Consider the following 15848-nt stretch of genomic DNA (forward strand, 5'->3'; position numbering starts at 1 on the left):
CTTCCAGCCAGCCCAGCGGAGCCTGTTCGCGGATGAGCGCGCCGAAGTCGCGGCGCGCTCATGGTGGACCCTGACGAGAACGGACTGTCCAGTGGCGGATTCCGCCTCCGGTGAGGAGCGCCGCGGTACGAAGCGGCGCAAGCGCAGCCGTCGGAGCAACCCCGACGGCACGATGACGCTCATCGAGCACATCTACGAGTTCCGGCGCCGTCTGGGCTTCGCGCTGCTCGCCATCCTGGCCGGCGGGATCGTCGGTGTCCTCTGGTTCCAGACCAGGGTGGGCCCGATCCCGTCACTTGGCGAGATCATGACCGGCCCGTATTGCGGCATCCCGTACGAGCGCAGGCTCGGTGGAAGACCCGACCGCCCCTGCCAGCTGCTCCAGACGGTCCCGTTCGAAGCCTTCATGATCCAGCTGAAGGTCGGCATCGCCGCGGGCGCGGTGCTGCTGGCCCCGCTGTGGCTCTATCAGATCTGGGCGTTCATCGCGCCCGGTCTCTATTCGAAGGAGCGCAAGTACGCGCTCACCTTCGTCTTCTTCGCTTCGATCCTCTTCGCCACCGGCGCCGTGCTGGCGTACCTCCTCATCCCGCACGCCCTCGAACTGCTGATGAACTTCGGTGGCGACCAGTTCATCACCGCCCTCACCGGTGACAAGTACATCTCGTTCATCCTGTCGCTGCTGCTGATCTTCGGCGTCAGCTTCGAGCTGCCGCTGTTCGTGGTGATGCTGAACCGCGTCGGCGTCCTGAAATACCAGATGCTGAAGAAGTGGCGCCGCGGCCTGATCATGGTCGTGTTCGTCTTCGCCGCCTTCGCGACACCGGGTTCGGACCCGTTCTCGATGATCGCCCTGGCGGGCGCACTGGTGGTCCTGCTGGAAATGTCGATCCAAATCGCGCGCTTCCACGACCGGAAGCTCGACAAGGAACGTGGCACCGAGGGCTGGGACCAGCTCGCCGACGACGAGGCCGCGCCGTTCGACTACACGCCGAGCAAGATCGACGAGGAGCCATCGGCCGCCACGAACGGCAAGCGCACCAGCACCGACGACGTCACCTGAGCCGGGGATGCACGCGGCACTGGCCGTCCACCCCGCCTCCGGTGACGGGGCCGCGGGACGGCTGATGGAGTCGGTCGCGGCGCGACTGCGGCCCGTCGTGGACCGGCTCGACGTCCTCGTCGCCGACACGGTCGAGGAATCCCGCGCGCTGATGACCGACTCGCGCGCGGCCGGGCTGGACGTCCTCGTCGTACTCGGCGGCGACGGCGCGGCGCACCAGGGCGTGCAGTTCTGCGCCGAATCCGGCGTCGCCCTCGGACTCGTCCCCGCGGGCACCGGCAACGACTTCGCCAGGGCGCTCGGCATCCCCGAACGGCCGCACGCCGCCGCCGATCTCGTCGCCAGGCGGATCGCGGCGGGGGACCGGCGGAGGATCGACCTCGGCCGGGCCGGTGGCGAATGGTTCGCCACCGTTCTGTGTTCCGGCTTCGACGCGCTGGTCACCGAACGCGCCAACCGGCTGACCTGGCCTCGCGGTCCGCGGCGCTACGACGTCGCGATCCTGGCCGGACTCGCCGCGTTCCGGCCCCGCCCGGTCGTGCTCCGCACCGACGTCGAGACGATCGAACTCGACGCCACGATGATCGCCGTCGGCAACACCCCGTACTACGGCGGCGGGATGCCGATCTGTCCCGGCGCGGATCCCGGCGACGGCCTGTTCGACGTCACGGTCGTCGGGAACGCGACCAGGCGCGATCTGATCCGCATGCTGCCCGGCGTCCGCTCCGGCCGGCACCTGGCGCATCCGGCGGTGCGGACCCTCAAGGCCGGCCAGATCCACCTGGCGGGCAGCGACCTGCCCGTCTACGCCGACGGCGAGCCGCTGGGCGGACTGCCGATCGACATCACCTGCGTCCCCGGCGCGCTCACCGTCCTCGGATGAGCCCCGCGTAGTCGCCCGCGCGCCACACCTGTCCACGGAACGTCGCGGCCGACATCAGTTCGCCGCGCGGGAAGAACACCCCGCCACAGCGATGGCAGAACCACGCCTGCCGCCAGTACGCGAGCGCGTCGGGGATCCCGCGCCGGATCCGCGCGTTGCGCCGGAGCCGGAGCACGAACAACACGGCGAACAGCGTGACCAGTGCGAAGGCGCCGAACGGGAAGATCCAGGCACCGATGGCCGCACCGACGCGGCCGCCCGCGGTCGGAGCGGGATTCTCGGTGAGCACGTCGGTGGCGAACGAGACGAACGCGAACGCGGGGATCAGCATGACCAGCGCCAGCGTCAGGAAGCATCCGCCGCCACGGAGCACCGGGTACGGGTTGAGCGCCGCCGCGGTCGCGGTCACCGACACGCCGGTGTGCGTCGTCGCGGTGTAGACCACGCCGTCGCCGGCCGGGATGGCCGTCATGCCGCCTTGTACCCGGTAGGTGGTCTGGCCGCCTTGGAACACCGCCGGCACACTCTGCACCTGGTCGACCTGCGCGCAGTGCGGGCAAGCGATCTTCATGGCGTCCCCTCTCGATTTCGGATTCGGCCCTTGGATGACCCGGGCGCGGTGGCCGTTCCCGAGATCCTCACACCGAGTGCGAACTGTCGGTGGGGTATGGAACCCTGACGAAGTGGTCAATAGCCCTCCTCAGACCCCGGCCGAGGCATACGCCGCCTCCCAGCGCCGCGGCCGGTACCCCCAGCTGACCCGCTTCGCGGCGGAATCGTCGTTCGAATTCGACGATTTCCAGGTCCGCGGCTGCGAGGCGCTCGAAGACGGTCACGGCGTGCTCGTCTGCGCGCCCACCGGCGCCGGGAAGACCGTGGTCGGCGAGTTCGCGGTGCACCTCGCCCTCGCCGAGGGCCGCAAATGCTTCTACACGACGCCCATCAAGGCGTTGTCGAACCAGAAGTACGCCGACCTCGTCGGCCGGTACGGCGCCGACGCCGTCGGCCTGCTGACCGGGGACACCTCGATCAACGGCAACGCGCAGGTCGTGGTCATGACCACCGAAGTCCTGCGCAACATGCTCTACGCCGGGTCTTCGACCATCGGCGAGCTCGCGTACGTGGTGATGGACGAGGTCCACTACCTCGCCGACCGGTTCCGCGGCGCCGTCTGGGAAGAGGTCATCCTCCACCTGCCCGAGCACGTCCGCGTCGTCGGCCTGTCGGCCACGGTGAGCAACGCCGAGGAGTTCGGCGAATGGCTCGTCGAGGTCCGCGGGGACACGACCGTCGTCGTCGACGAGCACCGTCCCGTACCGCTGTGGCAGCACATGCTGGTCGGCAACCGGCTGCTGGATCTGTTCGCCGGCCAGGAGGAAAACGCGCCGGGCGCCGAACTGCGGATCAACCCCAGCCTGCTTCGCCGCACCGAGGAGATCGGCGGACGGTTCGCCCCGGCCGGGTTGCGCGGGCCGAGAGGGCGGCGAGGCGCGCCGTCGAGGATGCCGAGGTACCGGCCGCCGTCGCGCACCGAGACGGTCGAGCGCCTGGACAACGCCGGGCTGCTGCCCGCCATCGTGTTCATCTTCTCCCGCGCCGGCTGCGACGCCGCCGTCGGCCAGTGCGTCCGGTCCGGCCTGCGGCTCAACGGTCCCGAAGAGGTCGAGAAGGTCCGCCGCATCGTCGCCCAGCGCACCAAGGACCTCCCCGAAGGCGACCTCGGCGTCCTCGGCTTCTGGGAATGGCGTGAGGCGCTCGAACGCGGTATCGCCGGGCACCACGCCGGGCTGCTCCCGGCGTTCAAGGAGACCGTCGAGGAGCTGTTCGTCCAGGGCCTCGTGAAGGTCGTCTTCGCCACCGAGACGCTGGCGCTCGGCATCAACATGCCCGCGCGCACCGTGGTGCTGGAACGGCTCGTGAAGTACAACGGCGAGGCGCACGTCGACCTGACGCCGGGGGAGTACACGCAGCTCACCGGGCGAGCGGGGCGGCGCGGCATCGACGTCGAAGGGCACGCCGTCGTCGCCTGGCAGCCGGGGATCGACCCGAAGCAGGTCGGCGGGCTGGCCTCGACCAGAACGTACCCGCTGCGGTCGTCCTTCCGGCCCGGCTACAACATGGCGGTGAACCTGGTCGCCCAGGTCGGCGCCGAAGAGGCCCGTGACCTGCTGGAACAGTCGTTCGCACAGTTCCAGGCCGACCGGTCGGTGGTCGGGACGGCACGGCGGATCGAGCGGAACAAGGAGGCCCTGCGGGGCTACACCGCCGCCATCACCGGCGATTTCGACCAGATGCTGGAGTACGTCGATCTGCGCGCGAAGATCTCCGCCCGGGAGAAGGCACTCTCGCGGCAGAACACCTCCGCTCGCCGGGCCGGCACCGCCGAGTCGCTGGAGAAGCTCCGCAAGGGCGACGTCATCGCCGTGCCCGCCGGGCGCCGCGCGGGGCTCGCGGTCGTCGTCGACCCGGGGCTCGACCCGATCCGCGAACCGCGGCCCGTGGTGGTCACCGAGGACCGCTGGTCCGGGCCGCTCTCGGTCTCCGACTTCCCGTCGCCGGTGGAGGCGCTGGGGAACATCAAGCTGCCGAAGCACATCGAGCTGCGTTCACCGCAGACCCGTCGTGACATCGCGTCGAGTCTGCGTAACGCGGGGATCTCCTTGCCCGGCAGGCAAAAGCGCCGCGCCGGAGCCAACGAGGACGGTGAGCTGGCCGCGCTGCGGCGTGCGCTGCGCGCCCATCCTTGCCACGGCCTGGCCGAACGCGAGGCGAACCTGCGCTGGGTCGAGCGGTACCAGCGTCTCACCGCCGAGACCGAGCAACTGGAACGCAAGGTCGCCGCGACCACGCATTCGCTCGCGCGTGCTTTCGACCGCATCCTGCGGCTGCTCGGCGAACGCGGCTACCTCGGCCCCGAGTCGAAGGGCAACGGCGAGAACCGCGTCACCGAACACGGCAAACGGCTCACCCGCCTCTACAGCGAGTCCGACCTGCTCGCCGCCGAATGCATTCGGCACGACGTCTGGAAGGGCCTCACTCCGCCCGAACTCGCCGCCGTCGTCTCGACGCTGGTCTTCGAGGCGCGCCGGGACACCGCGGGGGAGCCTCGCCTGCCCGCGGGCAAGGTGCTCGACGCCTGGCAGGCGACCACGCGCCTGTGGATGGAGCTCACCGAGGACGAGCGGCGCCACAAGCTGGACCGCACCCGCGAGCCCGACGCCGGTTTCGCCTGGCCCATCTACCGGTGGGCCCGCGGCGAGTCGCTGGAGAAGGTCCTCACCGCCGCCGAAGCGAACGGGCAGGAGCTGTCCGCCGGCGACTTCGTGCGCTGGTCGCGGCAGGTCATCGACCTGCTGGACCAGATCCGCGACGTCCTCGGGAAGGCGGACCCCATCGGGGCGGCCGCTTCGGACGCGGTGAAGGCTCTGCGGCGCGGAGTCGTGGCGGCCGGCGGCGCGTGACCGGCCTCGTGAGATCGCCGGTGCTGGGCCTCATGCCACCCACTGGTCACAGGAGTCATGTTCGCCAGGTGGCTCACGGGCACGCTGCGGGGCACGTTTTGCCTGCTGAAGTACGTGAAGGCCCCCTTCCTTGCGCCTAGGTACATGAAGGGGTCCTTCACGTACTGGGAAGGTGTGAAGGAGGCCCTTCCCGGCACGGAGATTCGTACTACGCCTGTAGAACCCAAGCCACTCACGAAACATCTTGGGCTGCGCCCTCCCGCCTCCACCGACGTTGCGAAAGACGCTTTCGCAACACCCCGGACTTGACTCACCTCGCAAAAGAACCGTCCTCACCACTCACCAGGCGTTGGGCCGACCGGCGGAGTGGACGCGCCGCCGGTGTGAGCACGGTCGCGGCCAGTTGTCCCGACACCACCCGCGAACAGTGGGCAGGGGTGCCAACCTGTGGTTGGATCGCCCACGACGGTCGGTAATTCGGCCGGTGACGATGGCGGAACAGGCGGAGGCGAAACGATGAGCACGCCGTATGGCGGCAACGACCCGCAGCAGCAGCCCCAGTGGGGGCAGCAGCCGGGCTACGGGCAACAGCCGGGCGGCGCTCAACCGCCGAGCGGCCCGCAGCAGCAACCGCAGTGGGGCCAGCAGCCGCAGCAAGACCCGTCGCAGACCCAGCAGCAACAGCCGCATTGGGGTCAGCAGCCCGCTCCCTACGACCCGGCCCAGCAGCAACCCGGATATCCGCAGCAGCAGCCGGGTTACGACCCTTCCCAGACGCAGCAACAGCAGCCTCAGTGGGGTCAGCAGCAGCAATACGGTCAGCAACCGGGTTATCCGCAGAGCGGGCCCCAGCAGCAGCCGGGCTACCCCCAGAGCGGCCCGCAGCAGCAGCCGCAGTACGGGCAGCAGCCCGGCCAGTACGACTACGGCCAGAGCCAGTTCCAGGGCACCCAGGGCGAGGCGCAGGACAAGCCGAAGTCCAAGAAGGGCCTGTTCATCGGGATCGGCGCGCTCGTGGTGATCATCGCGGCGGTCGGCATCCTCGGGTTCGTCACTCCCGGCTGGTTCAACACCCAGGTCTTCAACAACACACAGATGCAGACCGACGTGCAGAAGCTGCTCACCGAGACCTACGGGATCAAGGAGATCAGCGCGGTCACCTGCCCCGCCGGCCAGGAGGTCAAGGACGGGGTGAAGTTCACCTGCACCGCCACGATCGAGGGTAAGCCGCAGGAGGTGCCGATCACCGTGAAGGGTGACACCGGCAACTACGAGGTCTCGCCGCCCGCCGTCACCAAATAAACGACGGGCGCCGGGCGCGGTCGATCCTGCATGATCGGATCATGAGCGACTTTTCAGTGCGGCCGTTGCGGTCCGACGAGGACCGTGCCGCGGCCGATCTGTTCAGGCGTGCCTTGCACGTCAAGGAGATGACCGACGAGGAATGGTCGGCCATCACCCCTTCGATGCAGCCGGACCGCGGGTTGGGCGCGTTCGATCCGGAGCTGATCGGCACCGTCCGGTCCTTCGACTCGGAAGTGACGCTGCCCGGCGGCGGCACCACGCCGCTCGCCGCGGTCAGCCTCGTCGGTGTCCGCGCGGACCGCGTCCGCCGTGGTGTGCTGACGGCGTTGATGCGTGCCCAGTTCGAGGATTTCGCCGCCCGCGGCTTCCCCGCGGCGATGCTGCACGCCTCCGAAGGCGCGATCTACGGACGGTTCGGCTACGGCATCGCGGCCAGGGGCAAGACGATCGAGATCGACAGGCACCGTGCCCGGTTCCGGCCCGAGATACCGGCGGGCGGGCAGATCTCCTTGCTGGGTTTGGAAAGCACGATCGAGCAATGGCCGTCGCTCTTCGATGGCCTCCCGCGCACCCGGCCCGGCATGATCGCGCGGAGCCCGTATCTGTGGCCGGGTTACGTCCGGGAGGCGCGCCGGACGACCACTCCGATCGCGACCGCCGTGCACCGAGGCCCGGATGGGACAGACGGCTACGTCACCTACACCGTCGAGAGGGAGCACTTCGGCGCACCGGCGGTGATGAAGATCCAGTCCTTCCACTACGCGAATCCCGAAGCGTTCGCCGGATTGTGGCGCCACCTGCTGTCCGTGGACCTGGTCGACCGCATCACCGCCGAGAAACGGCCGCTCGACGAACCGGTCGAGTTGCTGTTCACGGACCCGCGGCACGCGACCATACAGAAGGTGCAGGACGAGGGCTGGCTCCGGCTGGTGGACGTCGCCGCGATGCTCGACGCCCGCACATATCGGGGCGAACCGGTCGTCATCGACGTCACCGATCCGTTCCTGGAGCACAACTCCGGCCGCTACCGCCTTTCCGAGGAAGGCGCCGCCCGCACCACCGGCCCGGCGGATCTCGAACTGCACGCCGACACCCTGTCGATGGTGTACCTCGGCGGCTGGCGCCCGTCGGACCTCGCCGCCGCCGGACGCGTCCGCGCCACCGGCGAGACCGCGCTGGAACGGGCGGACCTGCTGTTCGGCACGCGAGTCGACCCCTGGTGCGGTACCTTCTTCTGACGTTGGATGAGCACACCGGTGGGGATGGAGAAGCTTGAGCACGCGAGCCCTCGCGACGGTCGGTCTGTGTTGCGCCGCTCTCGTCGTGCTGGCGGCGTGTTCGGACACCCCGGCGCCCGCGCCGGCGACGAAGACCGTCACGGTCCCGCCGACGACGAGTGCCTCTTCGAACGCGTCCGGCACCTCGGGCGGTTCGTCCTCCACCGTTCCGGGCAGGGTCTTCGACCCGAGGACCATGCAGGCGGACGTGCGGAGGATCCTGACCGAGACCTATCAGGTGCGCGAGGTCGGCGACGTGCTGTGCCCGTCGAACCAGACGGTCAAGGACGGAAGCACGTTCACCTGCACGGTCCAGATCGGCGGCGAGGGCAAGACGGTCACGATCACCGTCACCGGTGACGACGGCCGCTACGAAGTCGGCGCGCCCGCCTGAAAACCGGTTGGGTTCACCGGGACCGGACGGCAGGATCTCCCGTTATGAGCGAATTCCTTGTGCGCGCGGTGGCCGAAGGAGAACAACGAGCCTGCCTCGAAGTCCTGACGGAGTCCTTGCACGGCAAGCCCGCCTCGGACGAGGTCTGGGCGAAGATGGCTCCATCATGGCCCGCCGCCGGGAAATTCGCCGCGTTCGACGACCGCGGCACCCCAGTGGGGATCGCCAGTTCCTTCGACGTCGAGCTCACCGTCCCCGGTGGACAGAAGCTCGGCACGGCTGCTGTCGACGGGATCGGTGTCCGCGCCGACTGGACCCGCCGCGGGATTCTCACCTCGATGATGGCCGTCCAGCTGGAGGACTTCGCGGCGCGCGGCATCCCGCTGGCCGCGCTGCACGCGTCGGAAGCCGTGATCTACGGCCGCTTCGGGTACGGCGCGGCCACTTTCGGCAAAGGCGTTTCCGTCGAACGTCCCCGCGCCAGGCTCCGTGACGGCGTGGGGCGGGAAGGGGTGGTCAGGTTCGTCACCCCTGCCGAGGCCGTGGAGCGCGTTCCCGCGCTGTACAACAGCTTCGAAGGGAAGCGGCCGGGGTTCGTCGCCCGGCCGGCGCACTGGTGGCCGGGCTTCTTCGACCGGTTGGTCACCGGGAACGACGGCTATCGCGTCGCCGTCCACAGTGGACCGGACGGGGATGACGGTTTCGTCGTCTACCAGACCATCGACGCGCGCGATCGGCAGACGCCGGAACGTGGAGCGATCCTGGAGATCCGGGAACTCCATGCCGCCACCCCGCGGGCTTGGGCGGGACTGTGGCGGTTCCTGCTGTCGATCGACCTGGTCTCGGCCGTCACCGGACGGGGCCGCCCGCTGGACGAGCCGATCGCCGAACTGCTCACCGATCCGCGCGCGGTGAACACCACCGAGATCATCGACGACCTGTGGCTACGGCTCATCGACGTCTCCGCCGCGCTGCGGGCCCGCACGTACGGCACAGCCGAACCCGTGGTGCTCGAAGTGCTCGACAAGCAGCTTCCGGACAACAACGGCCGTTACGTCGTCGGCCCGGACGGCGCCGAGCGGACGACCGCCGACGCCGATCTGCGGCTGGACGTCGCCACTTTGTCGTCGCTGTACCTCGGCCACGGTCTCTTCGGTGCTTCGGCCTTGTCGGGCCGGGTCGAGGTGCTGGACGAGGCGGCGGTCGACCGGGCCGACTCCCTGTTCCACACCGCACGGTCGCCGTGGTGCGGGACGTTCTTCTAGGCCGGATTGCGACGAGGTTTGATCCGCACCTGCGGCAGCGCGGGTGCGGGCAGCCATGCCGTCGTGCCCTGGTAGCCGTCCACCCGGCCGAACCGGTCCGCCTGCGCCTGCCACGCCTCGCGGTATTCGGCGATCTCCTCGTGGCCGCGGCCCACGAAGTTCCACCACATGACGAGTTCCTCGGTGAACGGGGTCCCGCCGAGCAGGAGAACCCGGGCCGGTTCAGTGCCGGAGTTCGTCAACTCCAGCCGTCCGGCGCCGGGCGCGAGGTAGGCGAGTTCTCCGGTGCCCAGTGCGATTCCGGCGACGGTGACGGAGCCGATGTCCTGCAGGACGCCGTGTTCGAAGGCAGGGTCGACGTCGAGGGTCAGGGTCGCTCCGGGCTCAATGATGAGTTCGGCGCCCAGCAGGGGAGTGAACGCCGGGACCGGTGACGTGGTTCCGGCGAGGCTGCCGAGAAAGACGCGTGCGGTGGCCCCGGGCAGCCGGAGCGCCGGTGGCGCGTAGTGCCGGAAGTCCCGTGCGGTGTCGCGATGTTCGTCCGGCAGCGCGATCCAGAGCTGGACGCCGTGCAGCGTCGCGGTGTCCGGAGTGGATATTTCGGAGTGCGCGATGCCGTGTCCGGCGGTCATGAGGTTGAGCTCGCCGGGCCGGACCACGGCACGCGTGCCGATGCTGTCGCGATGCTCGATCTCGCCACTGAACAGCCAGCTCGCGGTCTGCAATCCGGTGTGCGGATGCGGCGCGACGTCCATCCCACCGGCGTCCGACACGTCCTGCGGACCGTAATGGTCGGCGAAACACCATGCGCCGATCAGCGATCGTTGCCGTTGCGGAAGCGTCCGGCGGACCCGGATCGCGCGCGGACCGCCGAGCGGGACGTCGCGCGGGGCCAGCACGGTGACCCCGTCGCCCGGTCTGTCCCGGCACAGCAGCTCGGCCGGGTCGGGTTCGGTGTTGCTCATGACTTGGGGAGCGCGGCCAGCAACCGCTCCACCGAACGGCCGAGATTCCAGCGCTCGGCCAGCTCCGCGACCTTGTCCGGGTCGGCGGGTTCGGACGGGACGGTGTCCGAGCGGGACTGCTCGACCGGCGCGTCGGCCGCGACCCGGACGACGGTCGGCGCGACCGCGAGGTAGTCGGCGGCGTCGCTCAGCCGCAGCCGGGTCTTGAGCGGCACCCGCGAATCACCGGCGTTGGACGCCTCGATCAGCTCCTGAAGCGAACCGAACTGAGTGATCAGCTTCGCCGCCGTCTTCTCGCCGATCCCGGCGACCCCCGGCAGCCCGTCCGACGGGTCTCCGCGCAGCGCGGCCATGTCGGCGTATCCGGGGCCGGCGTTCGCGGCCGGGATCCCGTACTTTTCGGCGAGTTCGTCCGGGCCGAGGATCTCGGCCTTGTTCCAGCCCTTGCCGACGTAGATGACCACCGTGGACGTCGGTTCGTGCCGGACCAGCTGGAACAGGTCTCGGTCCCCGGTGATGACCTCGACGGGGGACTTCCGCTCGCGGATCGCGAGCGCGCCGATGACGTCGTCGGCCTCGTATCCGGCCGCCTCGGCCGTCGCGATGCCGAAGGCCTCCAGCAGTTCCAGGATGATCGGGACCTGCGGCGTGAGCGTGTCCGGCACCTCTTCGACGTCGCTGCCCTCCGGGATCTCTTCGGCCACCCGGTGCGCCTTGTAACTGGGCAGCAGATCGGTGCGGAACTTCGGTCGCCAGTCCGCGTCCAGGCACGCCACGAGCCGGGCGGGCCGCCGGTCGACGAGGATCCGCGCGACGGTGTCGGTGAACCCGCGCACGGCGTTGACCGGCGTCCCGTCCGGGGCGGTCATCGAGTCGGGCAGTGCGTAGAACGAGCGGAAGTAGAGGCTCGCGGAATCGAGGAGAGCGAGTGGTCCGGTCACGCGGACAGCCTGCCATGTCGCGGCCCGGATGTCCGTGAAGGACCCGACCCCCAGCCGAGTCCTCCACGGATACCGGTCAGGCCGCGTAGGGCCGCACCTGGCGTGCGTCGCGGAGGGCGTTGGCCCACCAGTTCAGCTGATTCAGCAGCGTGGTGGCCGCGACGGAGGCGCCTTCGAAATCGTCGTGCTCACCGTCCGGGCCGAAGTGGTTCCAGGCGTAAGGGAAGCTCACGGTCTCGCGGATCGTCGCGGCGTGGAGTTCGGCGAAGACCGGGCGCAGGTGTTCCACCGCGCGCAAGCCGCCCGAGATGCCGCCGTAGGAAACGAAGGCGACGGGTTTCCCGTGCCATTCGGGGCCGGTGGCGTCGAGCGCGGTCTTGAGCGGGCCGGGGTAGCTGTGGTTGTACTCGGGGACTATCACGACGACGGCGTCCGCGGCGGCGACACCGGGGGAGAGACCGCCGGGGGCTTCGGCCAGGTCGATGACGGTCAGGGTGACGTCGTCGCGCTGTTTGGCGCGGTCGAGGAACCAGTTCGCGACGACGGGGGCGAAGCGGCCCTCGCGGACGCTGCTGATCACGACGGCGAGTTGGTAGGGCGAGTTCGTTGTCATGCCCAAGACCGTAAGACCTGTACTTAACTTGAAGTCAAACTCCAGGATCCCGCCAGTGAGCCGACTGAACGCGGAGGGCGGCGATCCGGCCCCGATCGGGGGCGACCGGCCGGTGAGCCAAGGGGCGCGGACCGACTAGGCTCGGCCTCATGTCGCGCCGTTCCCTTCACAACCCAGCCCCCGACGCCGCCGGCCTCCGCGCCCGCCTCGACCGGGCCCGCGCCGCAGCGGCCGCCGCGGACACCGACGCCCTGCTGATCGCACCCGGCTCGGACCTGCGCTACCTCATCGGCCAGGCCGGGGGCTCCTTCGAGCGGCTGACCACGCTGGTGATCCCGGTCGACGGTGTCCCGGCCCTGGTGCTGCCGAAACTGGAGGCCCCCGGTTACGCCGACGTCCCCGCCGACGAACTCGGCATCGAAATCGTCACCTGGGTCGACGGCGACAACGCCTACGAACTGGTCGCCGACCGGCTGGGCAAGCCCGGCCGTGTGGCGGTCAGCGACTTCACCCCGGCGCTGCACGTACTCGCCTTCCGCGGCGCGCTCGGCGACGCCGAGCAGACGCTGGCCGGGCCGATCGTGCGCGAACTGCGGATGCGCAAGGACGCCGCCGAGATCCAGGCGCTGCGCGACGCGGGCGCGGCGATCGACCGCGTGCACGCCCGCGTCCATGAATGGCTGCGCCCCGGCCGCACCGAGGCCGAGGTCGGCGCGGACATCACCGCCGCGATCGTCGAAGAGGGCCACACGCACGCCGACTTCGTGATCGTCGGCTCGGGCCCCAACGGCGCCAGCCCGCACCACGACGTCTCCGAACGGGTCATCGAGCGCGGCGACGTCGTCGTGGTCGACATCGGCGGCCCGATAGCCGAGGGCTACAACTCCGACTCCACGCGTACGTACGCGGTCGGCGAGCCGCGCGACGCCGACGTCGCCGAGACGTACGCGGTCCTGCGACGGGCGCAGCAGGCCGCCGTCGACGCCGTCCGTCCCGGGGTCACCGCCGAGTCGATCGACGCCGCCGCGCGCGACATCATCGCCGAGGCCGGTTACGGCGAGTTCTTCATCCACCGCACCGGCCACGGCATCGGCCTCGACGTGCACGAGGAGCCCTACATCATCAAGGGCAACGCGCTGCCGCTCGAGCCGGGCATGGCCTTCAGCGTCGAGCCCGGCATCTACCGGCCCGGCCGCTGGGGTGCCCGCATCGAGGACATCGTCGTGGTCACCGAAGACGGTGTCGAGCCGGTCAACCAGCGTCCGCACGACTTGATCGTGCTCGACGCATGACCGGTGGGCTGGAGCCGCTGGACCAGGCCATCGTCCAGGAGCTGGCCGCGGACGGACGGCGCAGTTTCACCGACCTGGCCGAGCGGGTCGGGCTCTCGGTGTCGGCGGTGCACCAGCGGGTGCGGCGCCTGGAGCAGCGCGGGGTCATCCTCGGGTACACCGCGCGGCTCGACGGCGAGCAGATCGGCCTTCCGCTCACGGCGCTGATCTCACTGACGCCGAACGATCCGGCCGCCCCGGACGACTATCCGCAGCGTCTCGAGCACATCAAGGAGATCGAGTCCTGCTACTCGGTCGCCGGGGACGAGTCGTACATCCTCCTGGTCCGGGTGGCGTCGCCGCTCGGCCTGGAGGATCTGCTTCGCCGTATCCGCGAGTCCGCCAAGGTCTCGACGCGGACCACGGTGGTGCTGTCGACGCCGTTCGAGGGCCGATCGCCCACCCTGTGAGACCGGGGAACGGGTGGGCTTGCGCGACGCTGGTACGATAAAAGGTATGGCAACACGTAAGGTCACTCTCTCACTCGACAGTGGTGCGCTCGAGTTCGCCGAGCGGGCCGCCAAAGCACACGGGATCTCGGTCTCGTCGTGGTTGTCCAAGGCGGCCCGCAGGGAAGCCGTCCGCACCGGATACACCCCGCAGCGCGCCCCGGTCGAACCGTCCGCCGAATCGGACGAGGCCGAGCTGACAGCCGCGGAGAAGGATCTGCGTGCACAGGGGTGAAGTCTGGACGTACCACCCCCCGACCGAACCGGCACGGCAGCGCACCGTCGTACTGCTGTCCTCGGACGGGGTGAACGAATCCGAGCGGCCGTGGCTGCTCGGCACCGAACTGCTGGATCGCGACCCGCAGGACATCCTCGGTGTCGCCGTCGACGCGCGTTATTGGGTTTCCACGCTGAACCTCACGCGCCTGTACCGGCCGTGGTTCGACGAGAAGATCGCGGAAATCGACCAAGAGGTCCAGGAGCGCATCGACATCGCGCTGCGCGCCGCTCTCGACCTCTAGCCACACGTGTCACGTTTCCGATCACGCGTGTCCCGCGTCTGATCACGCGTGTCCCGTCTTCGAGCACGCGACTAACGGGCGATCACCTCGGGTGCGGCGTGCAGTTTTCCGTCGGGGCCCGCGAGGCACGACGCGTTGCCGCCGCGGGCGGCGAGGAACTCGTTGAGGCAGTTCGCGACCTGCGCGTGCCCGTTCGCGTTGGGATGGAACGACTCCTGCAACGCGTGGCTCGCACGGTCCACCTGCCCGAGGTCACGCAGCTGCAGGGTCAGCCTGCTGAACCACTCGTTCGCCGGGTCGCTGCTGCACGCCTCATGGCCGGCGCCGGCCCGTGAGAGGTCGAGGAACCGCGCACTGGTCGCCCTCGACGCCTGCTTGAGCCCATCCGACAGCGTGGGGACGCCGTCGCGGCGCATCCACTCCAGATCCTCCGTGCGGAACGGGCAGCCGTTGAGGCTGCGCAGCGCCTCCGGGATCTGGGGGCCGACGGGCGAGGCGTACGACATCAGCACGAGCTGGTAGTCCGCCGGGACGTAACCGGCCTGTGCCAGCACCTTCTTGACGTCGGCGACGGCGTTGGTCACCTTCGGCACCATGGCGTCCACTTTGGACTTCCAGGTGGTGCGAAGAGCCGCGCTGCACGGCGGACTCTGCGGGGAGAACCAGGCCTTGAAGCATTCGTTGACCTGAGCGGAGAACTTCGGCTCGTCGTTCGCGCCGATCGCGATCACCACCGCGGCGACCCGGTGGTCCTTGATCAAGTTCGCCAGCTGCTGCGCCTGTGACGGCTCGGTCCACTGCTTTGTCTCGCCGAGGGCGATCTGCTCCGAGGGCGCCCCCGAACACGCGAGGTTCACCCGCGCGGTGGCATCGGGGATCTTGATCTGCTCGACGAAGGCGTTGGGGGAGCGGTGGCACCAGTTGCCGCCCTGCCCGTTGGTCGTGGGCGTGTAGTCGCCCGCGCCCTCACCGGAAACGGTGCTGTCGCCGATGGAGACGACCGTCAGCGGCCCCGTTCCCGGTGGGCCTTGGCGCGGGGACGGCTGCCCTGGGCGGCTTTCCGACCCGGTAAAGGCAATGAACCCGACGAGAACCACCACGAACGTGAGCGCGAGAGCACCCCACCACCACCGGAAACGTCGCATCGTCACCGGATTCTACGGACACCTGGCCCGACAGAGTGATCCTGGCGGTGTGACGCTGGCGATGTCGGGCCATCAGCGCCGGTACCGAGCGCGTAGGTGGTGGTCCGTGAAGGCCTCCTTGAGGGACTCTGGGTCCCTCAAGGAGGCCTTCACGGACTTGGGCCGGATTTCGTCCACACCCGCCAGAGAGAGCGTCAGCCTTCCCAGGCCGCCTTGTGCAACCGCCGCAGCGCCC

The 15848-nt window shown here is 69.6% G+C and carries 16 protein-coding genes; 11 read left to right on the plus strand and 5 right to left on the minus strand.

The features are described from left to right. Positions 1-91: 91 nt before the first annotated feature. Both tatC and ACZ6DT_RS37255 read left to right on the plus strand, forming a co-directional pair. A complete protein-coding gene (gene tatC / locus ACZ6DT_RS37250; protein WP_465604019.1) occupies positions 92-1063 on the plus strand; it encodes a twin-arginine translocase subunit TatC in 972 nt (323 codons plus the stop codon). A 7-nt stretch (positions 1064-1070) separates the two neighbouring features. Beyond that, the gene (locus ACZ6DT_RS37255; RefSeq protein WP_465604021.1) at positions 1071-1946 is read left to right on the plus strand and encodes a diacylglycerol/lipid kinase family protein; all 876 of its coding nucleotides are present in this window, start codon (positions 1071-1073) and stop codon (positions 1944-1946) included. On the opposite strand, the gene ACZ6DT_RS37260 is transcribed toward ACZ6DT_RS37255, so the two are convergent. Further along, a complete protein-coding gene (locus ACZ6DT_RS37260; protein WP_465604023.1) occupies positions 1930-2517 on the minus strand; it encodes a hypothetical protein in 588 nt (195 codons plus the stop codon). The genes ACZ6DT_RS37255 and ACZ6DT_RS37260 overlap by 17 nt on opposite strands. A gap of 112 nt (positions 2518-2629) precedes the next feature. Here ACZ6DT_RS37260 and ACZ6DT_RS37265 point away from each other — a divergent pair, with 112 nt between their 5' ends. From ACZ6DT_RS37265 to ACZ6DT_RS37285, 5 genes are all read left to right on the plus strand, one after another. Continuing rightward, the gene (locus ACZ6DT_RS37265) at positions 2630-5407 is read left to right on the plus strand and encodes a DEAD/DEAH box helicase (protein WP_465604025.1); all 2778 of its coding nucleotides are present in this window, start codon (positions 2630-2632) and stop codon (positions 5405-5407) included. 516 nt (positions 5408-5923) lie between these two features. Continuing rightward, the gene (locus ACZ6DT_RS37270) at positions 5924-6709 is read left to right on the plus strand and encodes a DUF4333 domain-containing protein (RefSeq protein WP_465604027.1); all 786 of its coding nucleotides are present in this window, start codon (positions 5924-5926) and stop codon (positions 6707-6709) included. Positions 6710-6750: 41 nt separating this feature from the next. Then, entirely contained in the window at positions 6751-7950 is a 1200-nt protein-coding gene (locus tag ACZ6DT_RS37275) for a GNAT family N-acetyltransferase (protein ID WP_465604029.1), read from the plus strand. A gap of 34 nt (positions 7951-7984) precedes the next feature. Continuing rightward, on the plus strand, positions 7985-8383 hold the full coding sequence (locus ACZ6DT_RS37280; RefSeq protein ID WP_465604031.1) for a DUF4333 domain-containing protein: 399 nt from the start codon (positions 7985-7987) through the stop codon (positions 8381-8383). 44 nt (positions 8384-8427) lie between these two features. Next, entirely contained in the window at positions 8428-9648 is a 1221-nt protein-coding gene (locus ACZ6DT_RS37285; RefSeq protein WP_465604033.1) for a GNAT family N-acetyltransferase, read from the plus strand. On the opposite strand, the gene ACZ6DT_RS37290 is transcribed toward ACZ6DT_RS37285, so the two are convergent. The 3 genes from ACZ6DT_RS37290 to ACZ6DT_RS37300 all read right to left on the minus strand — a co-directional run bounded on the left by ACZ6DT_RS37290 (position 9645) and on the right by ACZ6DT_RS37300 (position 12167). Next, entirely contained in the window at positions 9645-10613 is a 969-nt protein-coding gene (locus ACZ6DT_RS37290) for a pirin family protein (protein ID WP_465604035.1), read from the minus strand. The two genes, ACZ6DT_RS37285 and ACZ6DT_RS37290, sit on opposite strands and share 4 nt — an antisense overlap. After that, positions 10610-11554: a 5'-3' exonuclease gene (locus ACZ6DT_RS37295; RefSeq protein ID WP_465604037.1), complete on the minus strand. Its 945-nt coding sequence runs from the start codon at positions 11552-11554 to the stop codon at positions 10610-10612. The genes ACZ6DT_RS37290 and ACZ6DT_RS37295 overlap by 4 nt, the downstream gene beginning before the upstream one ends. Before the next feature lie 76 nt (positions 11555-11630). Then, entirely contained in the window at positions 11631-12167 is a 537-nt protein-coding gene (locus ACZ6DT_RS37300; protein WP_465604039.1) for an NADPH-dependent FMN reductase, read from the minus strand. A gap of 149 nt (positions 12168-12316) precedes the next feature. On the opposite strand from ACZ6DT_RS37300, the gene ACZ6DT_RS37305 reads away from it, so the two are divergent. Genes ACZ6DT_RS37305 through ACZ6DT_RS37320 form a run of 4 tightly spaced genes read left to right on the plus strand, consistent with a single transcriptional unit; the run spans position 12317 to position 14468 of the window. Next, positions 12317-13459: a M24 family metallopeptidase gene (locus ACZ6DT_RS37305; protein WP_465604041.1), complete on the plus strand. Its 1143-nt coding sequence runs from the start codon at positions 12317-12319 to the stop codon at positions 13457-13459. Then, entirely contained in the window at positions 13456-13908 is a 453-nt protein-coding gene (locus ACZ6DT_RS37310) for an Lrp/AsnC family transcriptional regulator (protein WP_125787729.1), read from the plus strand. The genes ACZ6DT_RS37305 and ACZ6DT_RS37310 overlap by 4 nt, the downstream gene beginning before the upstream one ends. A gap of 46 nt (positions 13909-13954) precedes the next feature. Further along, on the plus strand, positions 13955-14182 hold the full coding sequence (locus ACZ6DT_RS37315; RefSeq protein ID WP_007035425.1) for a hypothetical protein: 228 nt from the start codon (positions 13955-13957) through the stop codon (positions 14180-14182). Next, positions 14169-14468, plus strand: coding sequence for a hypothetical protein (locus ACZ6DT_RS37320; RefSeq protein ID WP_005150941.1), 300 nt, complete (start codon positions 14169-14171; stop codon positions 14466-14468). Before ACZ6DT_RS37315 ends, ACZ6DT_RS37320 begins: the two co-directional genes overlap by 14 nt. A 71-nt stretch (positions 14469-14539) precedes the next feature. On the opposite strand, the gene ACZ6DT_RS37325 is transcribed toward ACZ6DT_RS37320, so the two are convergent. Continuing rightward, entirely contained in the window at positions 14540-15613 is a 1074-nt protein-coding gene (locus tag ACZ6DT_RS37325; protein ID WP_465604042.1) for a GDSL-type esterase/lipase family protein, read from the minus strand. Between the last annotated feature and the right edge of the window lie 235 nt (positions 15614-15848).

It is taken from the genome of Amycolatopsis sp. NPDC041971 (assembly GCF_055588925.1).

Bases quoted from the DNA above. Each gene is read 5' to 3' on its own strand.
- ACZ6DT_RS37255 (WP_465604021.1), top strand. From the start codon at position 1,071: ATGCACGCGGCACTGGCCGTCCACCCCGCCTCCGGTGACGGGGCCGCG.
- ACZ6DT_RS37260 (WP_465604023.1), bottom strand. From the start codon at position 2,517: ATGAAGATCGCTTGCCCGCACTGCGCGCAGGTCGACCAGGTGCAGAGT.
- ACZ6DT_RS37270 (WP_465604027.1), top strand. From the start codon at position 5,924: ATGAGCACGCCGTATGGCGGCAACGACCCGCAGCAGCAGCCCCAGTGG.
- ACZ6DT_RS37275 (WP_465604029.1), top strand. From the start codon at position 6,751: ATGAGCGACTTTTCAGTGCGGCCGTTGCGGTCCGACGAGGACCGTGCC.
- ACZ6DT_RS37285 (WP_465604033.1), top strand. From the start codon at position 8,428: ATGAGCGAATTCCTTGTGCGCGCGGTGGCCGAAGGAGAACAACGAGCC.
- ACZ6DT_RS37290 (WP_465604035.1), bottom strand. From the start codon at position 10,613: ATGAGCAACACCGAACCCGACCCGGCCGAGCTGCTGTGCCGGGACAGA.
- ACZ6DT_RS37300 (WP_465604039.1), bottom strand. From the start codon at position 12,167: ATGACAACGAACTCGCCCTACCAACTCGCCGTCGTGATCAGCAGCGTC.
- ACZ6DT_RS37305 (WP_465604041.1), top strand. From the start codon at position 12,317: ATGTCGCGCCGTTCCCTTCACAACCCAGCCCCCGACGCCGCCGGCCTC.
- ACZ6DT_RS37310 (WP_125787729.1), top strand. From the start codon at position 13,456: ATGACCGGTGGGCTGGAGCCGCTGGACCAGGCCATCGTCCAGGAGCTG.
- ACZ6DT_RS37315 (WP_007035425.1), top strand. From the start codon at position 13,955: ATGGCAACACGTAAGGTCACTCTCTCACTCGACAGTGGTGCGCTCGAG.
- ACZ6DT_RS37325 (WP_465604042.1), bottom strand. From the start codon at position 15,613: ATGCGACGTTTCCGGTGGTGGTGGGGTGCTCTCGCGCTCACGTTCGTG.